Source organism: Acinetobacter sp. 129952 (genome assembly GCF_056642055.1).
On the sequence record NZ_JBWVSU010000009.1, the window covers coordinates 81,169 to 96,628 of the forward strand.

General features: G+C 45.0%; 19 protein-coding genes. 13 read left to right on the forward strand and 6 right to left on the reverse strand.

What is annotated here, in order from left to right:
- Nucleotides 1-61 precede the first annotated feature (61 nt).
- The 3 genes from AC1IR0_RS11305 to AC1IR0_RS11315 all read right to left on the reverse strand — a co-directional run bounded on the left by AC1IR0_RS11305 (nt 62) and on the right by AC1IR0_RS11315 (nt 1,759).
- Nucleotides 62-346 (reverse strand): hypothetical protein, encoded by a 285-nt coding sequence (locus AC1IR0_RS11305; RefSeq protein ID WP_409654623.1) that lies wholly within the window; start codon nt 344-346, stop codon nt 62-64.
- Between the two features lie 45 nt (nt 347-391).
- Entirely contained in the window at nt 392-1,009 is a 618-nt protein-coding gene (locus AC1IR0_RS11310) for an L-threonylcarbamoyladenylate synthase (RefSeq protein WP_004646095.1), read from the reverse strand.
- 87 nt (nt 1,010-1,096) lie between these two features.
- Complete coding sequence (locus AC1IR0_RS11315; RefSeq protein ID WP_409665525.1) at nt 1,097-1,759, reverse strand: elongation factor P hydroxylase; 663 nt, start codon at nt 1,757-1,759, stop codon at nt 1,097-1,099.
- Nucleotides 1,760-1,856: 97 nt separating this feature from the next.
- Between AC1IR0_RS11315 and AC1IR0_RS11320 the strand changes: the two genes are divergently transcribed.
- The 6 genes from AC1IR0_RS11320 to lysM all read left to right on the forward strand — a co-directional run bounded on the left by AC1IR0_RS11320 (nt 1,857) and on the right by lysM (nt 5,615).
- The gene (locus AC1IR0_RS11320; protein WP_004279226.1) at nt 1,857-2,414 is read left to right on the forward strand and encodes a YceD family protein; all 558 of its coding nucleotides are present in this window, start codon (nt 1,857-1,859) and stop codon (nt 2,412-2,414) included.
- A 77-nt stretch (nt 2,415-2,491) separates the two neighbouring features.
- Nucleotides 2,492-2,674, forward strand: coding sequence for a 50S ribosomal protein L32 (rpmF, locus tag AC1IR0_RS11325; protein ID WP_004279227.1), 183 nt, complete (start codon nt 2,492-2,494; stop codon nt 2,672-2,674).
- 223 nt (nt 2,675-2,897) lie between these two features.
- The gene (gene fabD, locus AC1IR0_RS11330) at nt 2,898-3,884 is read left to right on the forward strand and encodes an ACP S-malonyltransferase (protein WP_409654619.1); all 987 of its coding nucleotides are present in this window, start codon (nt 2,898-2,900) and stop codon (nt 3,882-3,884) included.
- Nucleotides 3,881-4,615: a 3-oxoacyl-ACP reductase FabG gene (fabG, locus tag AC1IR0_RS11335; RefSeq protein ID WP_153566866.1), complete on the forward strand. Its 735-nt coding sequence runs from the start codon at nt 3,881-3,883 to the stop codon at nt 4,613-4,615. The genes fabD and fabG overlap by 4 nt, the downstream gene beginning before the upstream one ends.
- Nucleotides 4,616-4,698: 83 nt before the next feature.
- A complete protein-coding gene (gene acpP, locus AC1IR0_RS11340; protein WP_004646101.1) occupies nt 4,699-4,935 on the forward strand; it encodes an acyl carrier protein in 237 nt (78 codons plus the stop codon).
- Nucleotides 4,936-5,120: 185 nt separating this feature from the next.
- Nucleotides 5,121-5,615, forward strand: coding sequence for a peptidoglycan-binding protein LysM (gene lysM / locus AC1IR0_RS11345; protein ID WP_409654614.1), 495 nt, complete (start codon nt 5,121-5,123; stop codon nt 5,613-5,615).
- Nucleotides 5,616-5,702: 87 nt separating this feature from the next.
- Here lysM and AC1IR0_RS11350 read toward each other — a convergent pair whose 3' ends face one another.
- Nucleotides 5,703-6,170, reverse strand: coding sequence for an Lrp/AsnC ligand binding domain-containing protein (locus tag AC1IR0_RS11350; protein ID WP_004646102.1), 468 nt, complete (start codon nt 6,168-6,170; stop codon nt 5,703-5,705).
- A 140-nt stretch (nt 6,171-6,310) separates the two neighbouring features.
- Between AC1IR0_RS11350 and AC1IR0_RS11355 the strand changes: the two genes are divergently transcribed.
- From AC1IR0_RS11355 to AC1IR0_RS11370, 4 genes are all read left to right on the forward strand, one after another.
- Nucleotides 6,311-7,570, forward strand: coding sequence for a D-amino acid dehydrogenase (locus AC1IR0_RS11355; RefSeq protein ID WP_479741397.1), 1,260 nt, complete (start codon nt 6,311-6,313; stop codon nt 7,568-7,570).
- A 34-nt stretch (nt 7,571-7,604) separates the two neighbouring features.
- A complete protein-coding gene (gene alr / locus AC1IR0_RS11360) occupies nt 7,605-8,717 on the forward strand; it encodes an alanine racemase (protein ID WP_409654610.1) in 1,113 nt (370 codons plus the stop codon).
- A 48-nt stretch (nt 8,718-8,765) separates the two neighbouring features.
- Nucleotides 8,766-9,131 (forward strand): RidA family protein, encoded by a 366-nt coding sequence (locus tag AC1IR0_RS11365; RefSeq protein WP_409654607.1) that lies wholly within the window; start codon nt 8,766-8,768, stop codon nt 9,129-9,131.
- A 169-nt stretch (nt 9,132-9,300) separates the two neighbouring features.
- Entirely contained in the window at nt 9,301-10,728 is a 1,428-nt protein-coding gene (locus AC1IR0_RS11370; protein WP_247143897.1) for an amino acid permease, read from the forward strand.
- 56 nt (nt 10,729-10,784) lie between these two features.
- Here the strand turns inward: AC1IR0_RS11370 and AC1IR0_RS11375 are convergent, their stop codons facing one another.
- On the reverse strand, nt 10,785-11,237 hold the full coding sequence (locus tag AC1IR0_RS11375) for a CopD family protein (RefSeq protein ID WP_153567169.1): 453 nt from the start codon (nt 11,235-11,237) through the stop codon (nt 10,785-10,787).
- A gap of 23 nt (nt 11,238-11,260) precedes the next feature.
- Nucleotides 11,261-12,490: a beta-ketoacyl synthase N-terminal-like domain-containing protein gene (locus tag AC1IR0_RS11380; RefSeq protein ID WP_409654602.1), complete on the reverse strand. Its 1,230-nt coding sequence runs from the start codon at nt 12,488-12,490 to the stop codon at nt 11,261-11,263.
- Between the two features lie 273 nt (nt 12,491-12,763).
- Here AC1IR0_RS11380 and AC1IR0_RS11385 point away from each other — a divergent pair, with 273 nt between their 5' ends.
- From AC1IR0_RS11385 to rpsG, 3 genes are all read left to right on the forward strand, one after another.
- Nucleotides 12,764-14,248, forward strand: a complete 1,485-nt coding sequence (locus AC1IR0_RS11385; protein WP_409654599.1) for an EcsC family protein — start codon at nt 12,764-12,766, stop codon at nt 14,246-14,248.
- Nucleotides 14,249-14,404: 156 nt separating this feature from the next.
- A complete protein-coding gene (gene rpsL, locus AC1IR0_RS11390; protein ID WP_002050319.1) occupies nt 14,405-14,779 on the forward strand; it encodes a 30S ribosomal protein S12 in 375 nt (124 codons plus the stop codon).
- 180 nt (nt 14,780-14,959) lie between these two features.
- A complete protein-coding gene (rpsG, locus tag AC1IR0_RS11395) occupies nt 14,960-15,430 on the forward strand; it encodes a 30S ribosomal protein S7 (protein WP_004279240.1) in 471 nt (156 codons plus the stop codon).
- Nucleotides 15,431-15,460: the final 30 nt, after the last annotated feature.

The window sequence follows — 15,460 nt, forward strand, 5'->3', positions numbered from 1 at the left end:
CATATCTGCCGAATTGAAAAGAATAGAACTGTAACATCTCACCATATGCTGTTTTAGATTTTCATGGTGAGGAATGGCTGTATTCCTTGGTCGCAAATTCAATGATACGTTGGCAAGACTCTGCCAGGCATACATTTTGGTTTGAATAGATCTGCAACAACTGTCTCACTAGAGCCAACGTCAGGAAAAATTGGTACTCAGTATGATCAATATTTATAGTGAGATGGGGAGAGGGATGTGCTTCGACCAGCGCTGCCTTGGATTGCAGTGTCCAAGGCAGTTCTGCATAGATCAAATCCTGTGCAGAAAATTCATGCTGATTCAGGAGCAAGTAAAATAAATCCATTCATTTTGACTCCCCGAATGTTTGTAGGAATTTCTCAAGCGTCATTTATTCAAAAGCGCTGACATCTCCCATACCACGACGAATCACTTCTGGATGATCACCAGATAAATCTACAATAGAGGTCGTGCTCAACGTGCCTAAACCACTATCTACAAAAACATCAATGCGTTTGCCCAGCTGCATTTCAATATCATAAGGATCATCAAGTGGGTCAGTCTGACCCGGTAAAATCAGGGTAGAGGTTAACAACGGTTCACCGAGTTCTTTCAGTAACATTTGACACACCGGATTATTCGGAATGCGCAGACCAATGGTTTTCTTCTTGGGATGCATCAATCGACGTGGGACTTCGCTGGTCGCAGGTAAAATAAAGGTCGTGATGGCTGGTGTATTATTTTTTAGCAAACGGTACATGGCATTGTCCACCTTGGCATAAGTGGCAATATCGGACAAATCACAGCACAGAATCGCATATTGGTGTTTTGGACCCAGACCACGAATTTGCGCAATCCGCTCCATGGCACTCTTGTTCCCAATCTGGCAACCAATCGCATAGGCCGCATCAGTAGGATAGACCACCACATCACCCGCACGGATACGTTCCACTGCCTGACTGATTAAGCGGGGTTGCGGATTGTCTGGGTGTACGCGTAAATGCAGCATAGAGACTACTCCAAGCTTGGGCTGATGGCTTATTATGTGGCGCTCAGGCAAGATCTGGCAATCATAAAAAAGGTAGATTTGTGTAATTTAATCAAGCATTTCACGTATAAATTCATCAGATTGTAAACTTTTGCCACCTCTGATGCAGATACAGATACATTGGATAAAGCGCGCTGCATCACGTGGAAGTTTGGCTGTACCATTAAAATAAGCCTGAACTTGGGCATAAACATTATCTTTAAAGCTGGCGCCATCACCGCCATCGCCAGTCAAGTTATCCAAAGAAACCCGGAATTTACGGCCAAAAGCCTGGGCAAACATCCACTCAATTGCCTGTGGCTTGATTTCGACCTGTTCAAATAAAGCCTGCTGTTCGCGAGTACGGCCATCCGGGGCATACCAGTAACCCAGATCAGGCAGCAGGCGGCGTTTGTCTCCGGCAATGCTCCAGTGGCTGATTTCATGCAAAGCGCTATTAAAGAAACCATGCGCAAACTGGATGCGAGCAGGACTGTTTGTACTTGCAGGGAAATATTCTGGTTCAAATTCGCCACGCACTAAAGTGACATTTAAATGGGAAAACCAGTGATTAAAGTGTAAGATGAGCCAGTCCACCTGCTGCGCTTCTGACGATAAATTCGCCCATGGCGAGAGTTGCACTTGTTGTGTTGAACTGTCAGAATCAAGGCTTGGAATTGTGCTAACGAGTGATGAAACATTCACTTCTGTTTGCGGCTGCAACAGATGCATGACTTGAGTTACCCAAATGGTCTGTCGAAATAAGTACAAAATTGTATCTTAATCTTTGACAGAGTACTGATGAATTTGTAGAATTGCCGCCTTAATTATGTCAGCAAATACCTTTCCGGCACAGATTGAGCCGTTTAAATGGGCTGAACAGGGCTTTAAATGGTCAGGTCAACTGCCTTTATCCCGCTTTGTTCGTATCGCTCGTGAAGCTGTTGGATCAATTGATGATCAATTGATTAACATAGACTGTAAGCTATCAATGGATGCCTATCATCGTATTGCATGGCTAGATGGTCACGTTGAAACAAAAGTTCCTATGGAATGCCAGCGTTGTCTGGAAACCGTAGAAATTGAACTGGTTTCTTCGTTCCATTTGGCACTTGTGGATGATGAGTCACTGATAGAGCGCTTGGATGAGGATGCTGATTTCATCGTCCTAGGTGAAAGTGAAGCAACGACCAAAGGTGATTATGATGCACCTGCGACCGCTGATTTGCTCGCGCTAATAGAAGATGAACTGTTATTGTTGATGCCGTTGTCGCCTAAACATGAGTTTTGTGAACATAAGCATCAACCTGCCGTAGAAGAAGTGGCTGAAGAAAAACGGGACAACCCGTTTGAAGTTTTGGCTGCTTTGAAGGGTAAACTTAACTAATTTTTGTGTTATACTCTTGTGTATAAGACAATCGAATTTGTTCTGATCCATTTTTTCGATCTTTGTAAGGAGCCATCATGGCCGTTCAGCAAAACCGTAAAAGTCGCTCTCGCCGTGACATGCGCCGTTCACATGACGCTTTAACCGAGAATGCATTAACTGTAGACCAAGCTACTGGCGAGACTCACCGTCGTCACCACGTATCTAAAGATGGTATCTACCGTGGTCGTCAATTATTCGCTAAAGCATCTGCTGAATAATTGGTGATGTATTAAGCGTCAAGCTTAGTAGAAAAAATGGGAGCATTTAGCTCCCTTTTTTTTGTCTTTGATTTTTAATGGTATTGGTTTTTTGTTGTATTTGGCAATTACCGCCGACAAAATTACATGCTAAATTGCGCTCCACAATGATTTAGGTGGTCTTATTGGTCAGTCTTCTTGTTAGGATTGAAGAAGCGCACCTCTTGAATGAAAGGATTTTATTATGTCTGCTACACCACTCGAACAAGCAGCACCCGCAACAAAAACTGCATTTGTGTTTCCGGGTCAGGGTTCACAAAAAGCTGGTATGCTGGCTGAGCTTGCAGAACAGTTTGCGAGTATTCGCGAGACATTTGCAGAAGCATCTGAAGCCGTCGGTTTTGATCTGTGGCAGATTGTGCAAACTGGCGAAGGTCTGGATCAAACCGAATTTACCCAGCCGGTATTGCTGACTGCAAGTATTGCCTTATGGCGCGTGTGGTTGGAATCTGGCGGTGTAGCACCGAAATATCTTGCAGGCCATTCACTGGGTGAATACAGCGCACTGGTTGCATCAGGTGCTTTAAGCCTGGGTGATGCTGCGAAGCTAGTGAACTTGCGTGGCAAACTCATGCAGACTGCAGTACCTCAGGGTGTAGGCGCGATGGCTGCCATTTTGGGTCTGGACGATGCCAAAGTGATTGAGCTGTGTGCACAAGCAACTGCAGCAGGCGAAGGTTCTGTCGAAGCAGCGAACTATAATGCGCAAGGGCAGGTTGTCGTTGCAGGCAATAAAGATCGCGTTGAAGCGGTGATGGCATTGGCCAAAGAAAATGCTGGTAAAGCGATTGCACTGCCAGTATCGGTTCCGTCACATTGTTCATTGATGAAACCTGCCGCTGAACAGTTTGCTCCGGCATTGGAACAAACCGCCATTGAGCTACCACGCATTCCTGTATTACAAAATGTGGGTGCGCAAGCGGCAACCAATGTAAATGAATTGCGTCAGGCGTTGACCGCGCAACTTTATGAGTCGGTACAATGGACTAAAACCTTACAATTCCTTCAAGATGAAGGGATTGAGTACATTGTAGAATGTGGTCCGGGTAATGTATTGACCAACTTGGCGAAACGCTTGCCGAATATTCAAAAAGCACTTCCACTGGACAGTCAATCTCGTCTGGAAGATGCATTAAACATCGTATTGGCGGCAGAAGGGAAAAGTGCATGACACAGGAACGTAAAGTTGCTCTGGTAACAGGTGCAAGTCGTGGTATTGGTGCTGCGATCGCACAACAGTTGATTCAAGACGGTTATTTTGTCGTAGGTACTGCAACGTCTGAAGCAGGTGCGGAAAAATTATCTGCACAGTTTGCTGAAAATGGCGCTGGAAAAGTACTAGATGTACGTGATGGTGCTGCGATTGATGCGCTGGTAACGGACATTGAACAGAACTATGGTCCAGTCCTTGCGTTGGTCAATAATGCTGGTATTACCAAAGACAATTTGCTGCTGCGTATGTCTGAAGATGACTGGGATGATATTTTAAATATTCACCTGAAAGCAGTTTACCGTTTGTCTAAGCGCGTACTCAAAGGCATGACCAAGGCGCGTTTCGGTCGCATCATCAACATCAGTTCTGTGGTGGCACACTTTGCCAACCCGGGTCAGGCCAACTATTCTGCTGCCAAAGCAGGTATTGAAGCATTTAGCCGTAGCCTTGCCAAAGAAATGGGTAGCCGTCAGATTACCGTAAACTCGGTAGCACCAGGTTTTATTGCGACTGAAATGACTGAGCAGCTAAGCGAAGAAATTCGTAAAAAGATGACTGAGCAGGTGGCATTAAACCGTTTAGGTGATCCGCAGGATATCGCAAATGCCGTAAGTTTCTTGGCTTCGGATAAAGCCAGTTACATTACTGGTACAGTTATGCATGTAAATGGGGGCTTATACATGAGCTAAGCTCAAGTATAAACTTTCCAAATTTTTTAGATTCAATTAAACTAACGGCATTAAAAACGCCACAAGCAATGAGGAGAATTCCTGTGAGCGATATCGAACAACGTGTTAAGCAAGCAGTTGCAGAACAACTTGGTATCAAAATCGAAGAGATTAAAAACGAAGCGTCTTTCATGGATGACTTAGGTGCAGATTCTCTAGATCTAGTTGAACTTGTTATGTCTTTCGAAAATGATTTCGACATCACGATTCCTGATGAAGATTCTAACGAAATCACAACTGTTCAATCTGCAATTGACTACGTTTCTAAGAAACTAGGTTAATCGCCGATTTCAGCTTTGCTGAACAAAAAAACCACCCTCGAGGTGGTTTTTTTGTGTCTGCCTTTCACATGAATGGAGGTTTTACAATCCATTACCTTTCTGTCACCAATGACTAACTATCTCTATAGAGTTTTCATTATAAAAATAAGAGTGATGTGACATTAACAACAAGAATGGAGTCCGCTATGGGTCTTTTTGATTTTGTAAAAGGTATCGGTAAGAAGAATACAGCTGCTGCGGAACCACAGGCTGCACCTACAACGACAACGCCAGCTGCAGCACAACCTACAGAGCCTTCTGCTCAGGAAGTGGCAAATAAATTACTCGGCCATGTGAAAAGTCTGGGCCTTCCGATCACTGGTTTATCCATCAGTTATAACTCCGCTTCGGATCTGGCGACGGTTAGAGGTCAGGTACAAAGCCAGGCCGATCGTGAAAAGATTGTTTTGGCCGTGGGTAATATTGATCATGTCGCAAAAGTGGATGATCAGCTTACGGTAAGCAGTCCTGAGCCGGAAAGTAAGTTCTACACGGTGAAATCAGGTGACAGTCTGTCAAAAATCTCAAAAGAATTTTATGGTGATGCCAATCAGTATAATAAGATTTTTGAAGCTAATCGTCCCTTGCTCAAAGATGCAGATGATATTTTCCCGGGACAGGTACTCCGCATTCCTGCTTAAGGTTTAATAAGTTCAATCAATGTTCGATCTCAAAGCCCCGTTTGGGGCTTTGTTGTTTCTGCCCGTAGCTTTAAAAAGCCATCATTACTAAATACCCAAGTCCAGATATAAACTTTCTTTAACTTCTTCCATCACCACATAACTGTGCGAGGAGGCAGAGGCGGGCAGTTTTTTCAGTAAATCTCCCAACAGGCGGCGATAAGCACTCATTTCTTTTAAACGCGCTTTGACCAGATAATCAAAATCACCGGAAATTAAATGGCATTCCAGGACTTCTGGAATCTCAGTCAGATTACGAGCCACCTGATCAAAGACATCTCCTGATTTGGCGGAGAGTTTGATTTCCAGAAAAACCAGCAGGTTGCGCTCCAGCATTTCCGGATTTAAACGGGCGTAATAGCCCATGATAATGCCTTCGCGCTCTAGCCGTTTTACCCGTTCTGAACAGGGCGTGGTCGATAGATTGACGCGTGCTGCAAGTTCGCTAATGGCAATCCGGCCATCGCGTTGCAGGATATCCAGAATCATGCGGTCAATGCGGTCTAATTTGCGCATCAATATTTCCCTCTTTTTTTTAATTCTGCCCGAAAAAATATTTATTCCACTGAATATACAGTCTGAATATAGTGAATTTAACTATTAAAGCAAAAATATACTAGTGAAATAAACTGAAAAGATGTTTGAGGGTTAAGGTAATGCGCGTATTAGTTTTGGGTAGTGGTGTGATTGGTGTGGCAAGCGCTTACTATCTGGCGCAGCAGGGAGCAACTGTGACTGTGCTGGATCGTCAGGCAGGTCCGGCGCAAGAAACCAGCTTCGGTAATGCCGGGCAGATTTCTCCAGGATACTCGACCCCTTGGGCTGCACCAGGTATTCCGTTTAAGGCAGTCAAATGGATGTTTCAGCATCATGCACCGTTGGCGATTAATGTCGATGGCAGCTTGTGGCAATTGCAGTGGATGGCACAAATGCTGAAAAACTGTAATGCGCAGCATTATGCAGTCAATAAAGAACGGATGGTGCGTGTGGCTGAATACAGCCGTGACTGTTTACGTAATTTGCGCCGGGATATTGGCATCTCTTATGAAAACCGCGCGAAAGGTACTTTGCAGATTTTCCGTAAAGATGCGCAGCTGGATGCAGTTCAGCGCGATATCGAAGTTCTGAAGGAAACTGGAGTTGAGTTTGAACTGCTGGATCGCGATGGACTGGCGCGTGTAGAACCGGCATTGGCACAGGCAAAAGACAAACTGGTGGGTGGTCTTCATTTACCCAATGATGAAACAGGTGACTGCTATCTGTTTACCAATGCCCTGGCAGAACATGCCAAAGAGATGGGTGTAGAGTTTAAGTTTAATCAAAACGTTGAAAAGCTGATTGTAGAAGGTGACCAGATCAAAGGTGTTCTGGTGAATGGTCAGGTGCTCACGGCAGATAAATATGTGCTGGCCTTTGGTAGTTATTCACGTGATTTCCTTAAACCGCTTGAACTGAATTTGCCGGTATATCCAGTAAAAGGTTATTCATTAACCATTCCTATTCTAGATCCAGCCTTCGCTCCGCAATCTACCGTGCTGGATGAAACCTATAAAATTGCAATCACCCGTTTCGACCAGCGCATCCGCGTAGGGGGAATGGCTGAACTGAGCGGTTTTAACTTGGGTCTGAATGAAGACCGTCGTGGCACGTTGGAAATGGTGACCCGTGATTTATTCCCGGGGGGTGACATGAATCAGGCCAGCTTCTGGACAGGCCTGCGTCCAATGACCCCGGACAGTACGCCAATTATTGGGAAAACCCGTTTTAAAAACCTGTTCCTGAATACTGGACATGGCACGCTGGGTTGGACCATGGCCTGCGGTTCAGGGAAATTAATCAGCGATCTGGTCTTGGCCCGTGATCCTGAAATTAGTACCGAAGGATTGTCATTGGCGCGCTATCACCAGGCGGCTTAAGACTATCTGAGGCGGAATATTCAAGGAGGAATGTATGCCACGTCCCATTACTGCAATTATCCATCAACAGGCGCTTGCGCATAATTTAAGTGTGGCGCGCCAATGTATGCCCAATAGTCAGGTATTTGCCGTGGTCAAGGCCAATGCCTATGGGCACGGGATTGAACGTGTCTATGCTGGACTTGAAGGTGCAGACGGTTTTGCCTTTCTGGATATTGAAGAGGGCGCGCGGCTACGTGCGCTGGGATGCAAGAAGCCGCTAATGTTGCTCGAAGGTATTTTCGCTTTTGAGGATTTATTTGCATGTGCGAAGCATGAAATGAGCTTTGCCATTCATTCCCGACATCAAGTGCAATGGCTGAAACAGTTTGCCGAAATAGCGCCGGATGCACAGTTTGATGTGTATTTGAAAATGAACAGCGGCATGAACCGTCTGGGTTTCGAGCCGCAGCAATATGCAGAGATCTGGCAGGAGCTGCAACAGCTGAACACTGTCCGTTCCATTACCCATATGACCCATTTCTCCGATGCGGATGGCCAGCGTTTTGGCGTGGACGGGATTCAGTATCAAAACCTGATTTTTAGCCAGACCATTCAGGGGCTTGAAGGTAAAATCTCGCTCAGTAATAGCGCAGCCATTCTGCGGCATCATCAAACCCTTCATTCAGACATTGTACGTAGCGGCATCATGCTGTATGGCAGTTCACCAGATTATCCAACACACACGATTCAAGACTGGAATCTGCAACCGAGCATGAGCTTGCGCAGTGAAATTATTGCCATTCAAACGATCCAGACAGGTCAGAGTGTTGGCTATGGTTCCAAATTTATTGCCACGCAGGAAATGCGGGTCGGGATTGTGGCCTGTGGTTATGCCGATGGTTATCAACGACTATCGGAGACCGGTACACCCGTGCTGGTAGATTCAATCAAAACGCACACATTGGGTCGAATCAGTATGGATATGCTGGCCGTAGATCTGACTGCGCTGCCGCACGCAGATATAGGTAGTGAAGTGGTACTTTGGGGCCAATCTTCCCAAGGTGTGGTTTTGCCGATTGATGAAGTTGCGGCCAGTTCTGGCACCATCGGCTACGAGCTGATGTGCGCGGTGACCGCTCGGGTTCATTTTCAGATTGACGCTTAAATTTTTACTTTAAATTTTATTTAAATATCCCAAACAAGGAATATCAGCATGACACAGGCAAATACAGCCATTCAGCGACTCAACAGCAATCAAATCATGAGTGCGGTGACGATTCATCAGCAAACCGTGTATCTATCGGGTCAGGTGCCGAATAGCACGGATCTTGATGTACGCGGACAAACACTGGAAGTCTTTGCAAAAATTGAGGAATTGCTCGCATTGGCAAATACCGATAAAAGCCGGCTGATTTCTGCACAATTATTTGTCAAGCATCTGGATGATTTTCAAACCGTGAATCAGCTTTGGGTAGAATGGTTACAAGGTCATGGCACGCCGGCACGTGCTACGATTCAGGCAGATTTGGTCAATCCGGACTGGCTGATTGAAATTGCAGTCATTGCAGCTCAAGCTTAATTGAATTTTTGATATTGAAATCTCCCATGCAATGATTTAAGTCGTTTTAGTGCAGTAAATCTCACTGAACAGCGCAGTAAAAAGTATGAAAATGTCATAATAAGCGTTCGAGGAATGAACGTTGTAAATTCAGCTTGATGCTGTTGTAAAGATTAAAAAGGATGTAAAAATGAAAACCACCCCGGGCACAGAAGACGTAAAATCGTCGCCGCATGAGTTGCAACGAAAACTCTCTAACCGACATTTGCAGTTAATCGCCATTGGTGGCTGTATCGGTACCGGCCTGTTTATGGGATCGGGAAAAACCATCTCCCTGGCAGGCCCTTCAATTTTGATCATTTATATGATCATTGGTGGCATGTTCTTCTTCCTGATGCGTGCGTTGGGTGAAATGCTGCTATCCAATCTGCATTACAAATCTTTTATTGATATGGCCCATGACCTGATCGGGCCGGGTGCTGGCTATTATATTGGCTGGTCGTACTGGCTGGGTTGGGTGCTGGTAGGGATTGCCGATCTCGCGGCGATTATTAACTATTTGAGTTTCTGGCTGCCCGAAGGCATGGCCTTTACCCCGATGGGGCAGGCGATGATTAGTATTGGCTGTGTGCTGTTTATTCTCGCGATTAACCTAGTCACGGTAAAACTGTTTGGTGAGATTGAATTCTGGTTTGCGCTAATCAAGATTTTAGCCATTCTCGGTTTGATCTTTGTCGGTGGCTATATGGTGTTTAGCGGTTTTCAGGCACCGAGTGGCGCTGTCGCCAGCTTTAGTAATGTCTGGGCACATGGTGGCTTATTTCCCAAAGGCTTTACCGGTTTTCTAGCAGGCTTCCAGATTGCCATGTTTGCCTTTGTCGGGGTGGAACTGCTCGGCACAATGGCGGCAGAAACCAAGGATCCGGAAAAGAACTTACCCAAAGCGGTCAACGCTATTCCTACGCGGATCATTCTGTTCTATGTATTGTCATTGCTGATGATCATGTCGGTCACACCGTGGCATCTGATTCCTGCGGATCAAAGTCCTTTTGTGAGTTTGTTCCTGTATGCCGGTATTCCAACTTCAGCCATTATCATGAACCTGGTGGTGTTGTCGTCAGTGATGTCCTCTATGAACAGTGGCGTATTCTCGACCAGCCGTATGTTGTTTGGTCTGGCACGTGACGGACAAGCACCTCAAGCTTTGGCGCGGTTATCTAGCAGAGCTGTACCAGCCACAGGGTTATTTTTCTCCTGTGCTTTTATTATGTTGGGGGCAGCATTTCAGTATTTTGTGCCAAACACCATGGAAGCCTTTACTCTGGCGAGTTCGCTGTGTGTGATCCTGTTTATTAGTATCTGGAGCATCATTATGGTGTGCTACATCCGTTACCGTAAGCAGCAACCGCAAAAGCATGCAGCTTCGACCTTTAAGATGCCGGGTGGAGTAGGGATGTCTTATGTGGTATTGGCATTCCTGTTATTCGCCTTGATTATTCTGAGTCTGGAACCCGATACCTTAAAGGCTCTGATGATCAGTCCTTTATGGTTGATTATTCTGGCAGTGACCTATCGTTTGCTGTATAAGCCGCGTATGCGTCAGCGTGGTAATCCTTAAATATTCAGACATAAAAAATCCCCGACTGATCGGGGATTTTTTATTTAGCAGGTGAATTAGAAAGTAGGTTTAACCACGACTAAAATCACCACTGCAAATAAGATCAGGGTTGGCATCTCATTAAAATAACGCCAAAACTTGTGTGACTTGTAATGTGCATTATCAATCAGCTTCTTGCGGTAATAACCACACACCAGATGGTAAATCACCAATAAGCCGACCAGGCCGACTTTAAGGTAAAACCATAAGGCTTCATGATAGTGACGCGTTGCATCACCCCAATCCACCAGAAAGTGCGCCGTAATCAAGGTAGCCAACATGGCTGGCCACATGATGCCACGGTACAGCTTTCGTTCCATGACTTCAAAGCGTCGATGGCTCACAGCATCTTCGCTCATGGCATGATAAACATATAAACGTGGCAAGTAGAACAAAGCCGCGAACCAGCAAACTACTGCAATAATATGTAATGCTTTTACCCACAAGAAAGCATCAGAAGGAGCATCCATCAAGTCACCCTAAACTGGGCAGCTTAGCCTTCCCATTTTTTGAAAATGAGACAAGCATTTACGCCGCCGAAACCGAAACTGTTACTCATCACAGTATTCAATTTTGCGTCACGTTTTTCAAGCACGATATCAAACGGTTTCGCGTCTTCATCCAGCTCGGTCACGTTGATGTTTGGAGCAATAAAGTCATTCTGCATCATCAGAACTGAATAAATCGCTTCCTGAACACCAGCAGCACCAAGACTGTGACCTGTCATTGACTTGGTTGAGCTGAGTGGAGGAACCTGACCTTCACCAAAAGCACGTTCCATTGCTTTAAGTTCTGTGATGTCGCCCGCTGGAGTAGAAGTACCATGTGTATTTACATAGTCAATTTTATCGACACCGTGTTGCTTTGCTTCTTCTAAAGCCATCAGTACGCAACGTGTTGCACCTTCACCAGATGGTGCAACCATATCAGCACCATCACTGTTTGCAGCATAACCAACCACTTCAGCTAAGATATTTGCGCCACGCGCTTTCGCATGTTCCAAAGACTCAAGGATCACAAAACCACCACCACCGGCAATCACGAAACCGTCACGGTCTGCAGAATAAGGGCGTGATGCTGTTTCAGGGCTGTCATTGTATTTAGAGCAAAGTGCGCCCATCGCATCAAACAACAAGCTTTGTGACCAGTGATCTTCTTCACCGCCACCCGCCAGCATTAAATCTTGTTTGCCGAGTTGAATCAGGTTGTAGGCATAACCAATCGCATCCGCAGAGGTTGCACATGCGCTGGTAATAGTATGCGCCACACCTTGTAATTTGAATGCAACGCCAACGTTAGCCGTAATGGTGTTGGTCATATTACGTGGTACAAAGAAAGGACCGACTTTACGCGCACCTTTGGTTTGCAATAATTCGTTCATTTCAATAACGGAAGCAGTTGAACCGCCACCTGAACCACCCGCAATACCATAGCGTGGGTTGCCAGCTAGATCTTCAACTTTTAAACCTGCATGTTCAACTGCAGCAAGGGCTGAGTTATATGCATACATGGCACATACGCCCATAAAGCGTTTCAGTTTTCGGTCGATCCCGTCGAAATCCTGCTCGGCTGCAGCACTAACATGACTTTTGAAATTGAGTTCAGCATAAGTCGCATTAAAACGTGTTCCTGAAATCCCGTTTTGTAAAGAATGGTTTACATCCTCTAATGTATTACCAATACATGAGTTAATACCCATGCCAGTGATGACAACACGTTTCATCTACAGATCCTTATAGTTTGCTCTATGCTCAGCGGCAGATATCTGGGTTTTAAAATCGCCCAATCCAGCGCTTAGCCTTATTTCATGATGGGGAACATGATAGCAGAAAGACTTTTGAAATCTTATGGCAAATGTTATGCCGTGTGACAGTCGGTTGAGTTTGTGAGTCGGCGTGTAGGGGTTTTACTAAATGAAACAGAATAAAGTTGAGATAAACGCTGACTACACCTAGTATTTATACCAAATACAAGCACCTGAATGCTGAGGTAAAAAATGGTAAATGCTAATAATAAACAATCTAATGGTCTGATTTCGAATGCCTTTGGAGTGGCGAAAAAGTTCAGTTCAACTGGATTGGATTTATTGAATCATGTTGCGCCGGATTCGGTGACTAAAGCGCTGAAGCCTTCCAGCTCCGATCAGGTGATTGATGGTTCGGCGAAGACGAAAAGCGCTTTTTCAGCTAAAAAATATGACAATCCTCAGCAAATGCTTCGCGAGCATCTCCCAAATGTGTCTCGTCAACTTCTCGGGCGCCGCTTTAATACCGTGAATAATGTCGCGCATTTTGTTTCTCCAGACTTAACCGAAAAAGTATCGAATTACTTTTATGACCGTCTGAATCAATTCAGTAATCAAACCAGTTCGGTTGATGCCATTCTGAACGAGGCGGGAGCGAAAGATTTAGAGGAATTGACTCAGGACGTCGATCGATCCAAGCGAATATCACAGGCTTTAGGTGAACAAAACAAATGGATTGCGACGGTTCAGGGTGCAGTGAGTGGTGCTTCAGGGATGCTTGGCACCGCGATTGATATTCCCGCTTCTTTACTGATGGCGTTGCGTACCATTTATCAAGTCGGTCGCTCTTATGGTTTTGACCTGAGCAAAGAAGATGATCAGGAAATCGTCCAGCATATCTTTAGACAGATCGACCTGAGCCTGATTGCAGAAAAGCAAACCTTGTTATTGGGTTTAAAAGCGTTAAGTAATACCCTTAAAACTCATGATATCTCCCAGCTACAAGCCATGCTAGGTTCTGATAATGATGTCAGCGCTATCAAACAATGGCTAAGTCGTCATGAGGGAGAGGCTAAATGGGAATGGATGAATCATCTGCCAAAAATTTCGATTCTGGAGCGATTAACCAAACTAACGCCTCTGGCAAGTGCAGGTATTGGTGCAGTATATAGCCACCGTTTTGTCGAGGATGTAAATCAGAAAGCTCAAGAAGCATTCTCACATGCACGCCAATACCTGGTTCAGCATCAGGATTCGCAATTGTCTCCTTATGCTGCCTATGAAAAAGCAGTCAGTTTGTTACAACAGGCAACTCCGAAACTCCTAAATGGTGCCTCTCACGACGTTGAGCCTGCGAAAGATAAGCCGATCATGGATAAAGATATTGCGATTGAGGGCAATAACACGATTACCCAAGTCAAGCTGGTCAAAAAAGAGCAGAATGATCTAAGCTCTGAAGAAGCAGAAGTGAAGAAAGATGAAAAGGTGAGTGAAGGGCTGGAGGCGCTTAACGATGAGTTGGTTGAACCTGCGGTAGATAAGCAGTCGCAACAACCCGCTTTAACCAAAACTTCATTTGATCCGGAAATCGAAGCTGAACTGCATCCAGAAGCTGCTGACGAGGCAGAAGCTGCTACAGAGACTTCACAGCAGGGCGTAGACGATCAAGAAAATTCGAAAACTGAATCTGAAGCTCAAGATGTGACTAAAAAAGTCAGTAAAAATTCAAAAAAATAAGCGAATTTTGAAGGTAAATAAAAGCAGGCAAATGTCGTGAGAAACGGTATTTGCTTGGCTTGAGTAGGTTGACCAATTTTGCATCTTGAATTACAATTGCATGCCCTCAAAAAGTAGTAGTTTTTTGGGGCTTTTTATTAACGGGAGAATTGCCAAATGGCAACAACAAATCAGTTGATCCGCAAGGGTCGTACGACTTTAGTTGAAAAATCTAAAGTTCCTGCGTTGAAGGCTTGTCCACAGCGCCGTGGTGTTTGTACACGTGTTTACACAACTACACCTAAAAAACCTAACTCAGCAATGCGTAAAGTTTGCCGTGTTCGCTTAACTTCAGGTTTCGAAGTTTCTAGCTACATCGGTGGTGAAGGCCATAACCTACAAGAGCACAGTGTTGTTCTTATCCGTGGTGGTCGTGTTAAAGACTTACCAGGTGTACGTTACCATACCGTTCGTGGTTCTTTAGACTGTGCTGGTGTTAAAGATCGTAACCAGTCTCGTTCTAAATACGGTACTAAACGTCCTAAGAAATAATTCGTTAAGAATTAAATTTTAAGAACGTAGAACCGCAATCCTTTATCGTCTCGCTTGTCTGATTTCTGCATTAATTTTGTGAAAATTCCAAGCGACGTATAGTAAGGCCAGCGAGTAGTACATGACACTTTGTACTCATGCTGGATAAACCTGAAGTGTCATCTTTATAGGTAGTTTAAAATGCCAAGACGTCGCGTAGTCGCTGCTCGTGAAATCCTTCCGGATCCTAAGTTCAGCAGCCAAACAATCGCTAAATTCATGAACCACGTAATGCAAGATGGTAAAAAATCTATTGCTGAAAGTATCGTTTACGGTGCTTTAGACCGCGTTCAAGAAAAATCTAAAGTAGACCCAGTTGAATTTTTCGAGACTACTCTTGAAAAAGTTCGTCCTATGGTCGAAGTAAAAGCACGCCGTGTTGGTGGTGCTACATACCAAGTTCCTATGGAAGTACGCCCATCCCGTCGTACTGCTCTAGCGATGCGTTGGTTAGTAGATGCTGCTGCTAAGCGTTCTGAAAAAACTATGGCTTTACGTCTTGCTGGCGAGTTGCTTGATGCATCTGAAGGCAAAGGCGCTGCGGTTAAGAAACGTGAAGATGTGCACCGTATGGCTGAAGCCAACAAAGCATTCTCTCACTACCGTTTCTAAGCAGATAAAACAGGCCCTATTCAGGAGGGT

Bases quoted from the DNA above. Each gene is read 5' to 3' on its own strand.
- AC1IR0_RS11380 (WP_409654602.1), bottom strand. From the start codon at position 12,490: ATGAAACGTGTTGTCATCACTGGCATGGGTATTAACTCATGTATTGGT.
- lysM (WP_409654614.1), top strand. From the start codon at position 5,121: ATGGGTCTTTTTGATTTTGTAAAAGGTATCGGTAAGAAGAATACAGCT.
- AC1IR0_RS11320 (WP_004279226.1), top strand. From the start codon at position 1,857: ATGTCAGCAAATACCTTTCCGGCACAGATTGAGCCGTTTAAATGGGCT.
- fabG (WP_153566866.1), top strand. From the start codon at position 3,881: ATGACACAGGAACGTAAAGTTGCTCTGGTAACAGGTGCAAGTCGTGGT.
- AC1IR0_RS11375 (WP_153567169.1), bottom strand. From the start codon at position 11,237: ATGGATGCTCCTTCTGATGCTTTCTTGTGGGTAAAAGCATTACATATT.
- fabD (WP_409654619.1), top strand. From the start codon at position 2,898: ATGTCTGCTACACCACTCGAACAAGCAGCACCCGCAACAAAAACTGCA.
- AC1IR0_RS11370 (WP_247143897.1), top strand. From the start codon at position 9,301: ATGAAAACCACCCCGGGCACAGAAGACGTAAAATCGTCGCCGCATGAG.
- AC1IR0_RS11350 (WP_004646102.1), bottom strand. From the start codon at position 6,170: ATGCGCAAATTAGACCGCATTGACCGCATGATTCTGGATATCCTGCAA.
- rpsL (WP_002050319.1), top strand. From the start codon at position 14,405: ATGGCAACAACAAATCAGTTGATCCGCAAGGGTCGTACGACTTTAGTT.
- AC1IR0_RS11355 (WP_479741397.1), top strand. From the start codon at position 6,311: ATGCGCGTATTAGTTTTGGGTAGTGGTGTGATTGGTGTGGCAAGCGCT.
- AC1IR0_RS11310 (WP_004646095.1), bottom strand. From the start codon at position 1,009: ATGCTGCATTTACGCGTACACCCAGACAATCCGCAACCCCGCTTAATC.
- AC1IR0_RS11315 (WP_409665525.1), bottom strand. From the start codon at position 1,759: ATGCATCTGTTGCAGCCGCAAACAGAAGTGAATGTTTCATCACTCGTT.
- rpsG (WP_004279240.1), top strand. From the start codon at position 14,960: ATGCCAAGACGTCGCGTAGTCGCTGCTCGTGAAATCCTTCCGGATCCT.
- AC1IR0_RS11365 (WP_409654607.1), top strand. From the start codon at position 8,766: ATGACACAGGCAAATACAGCCATTCAGCGACTCAACAGCAATCAAATC.
- rpmF (WP_004279227.1), top strand. From the start codon at position 2,492: ATGGCCGTTCAGCAAAACCGTAAAAGTCGCTCTCGCCGTGACATGCGC.
- alr (WP_409654610.1), top strand. From the start codon at position 7,605: ATGCCACGTCCCATTACTGCAATTATCCATCAACAGGCGCTTGCGCAT.
- AC1IR0_RS11385 (WP_409654599.1), top strand. From the start codon at position 12,764: ATGGTAAATGCTAATAATAAACAATCTAATGGTCTGATTTCGAATGCC.
- AC1IR0_RS11305 (WP_409654623.1), bottom strand. From the start codon at position 346: ATGGATTTATTTTACTTGCTCCTGAATCAGCATGAATTTTCTGCACAG.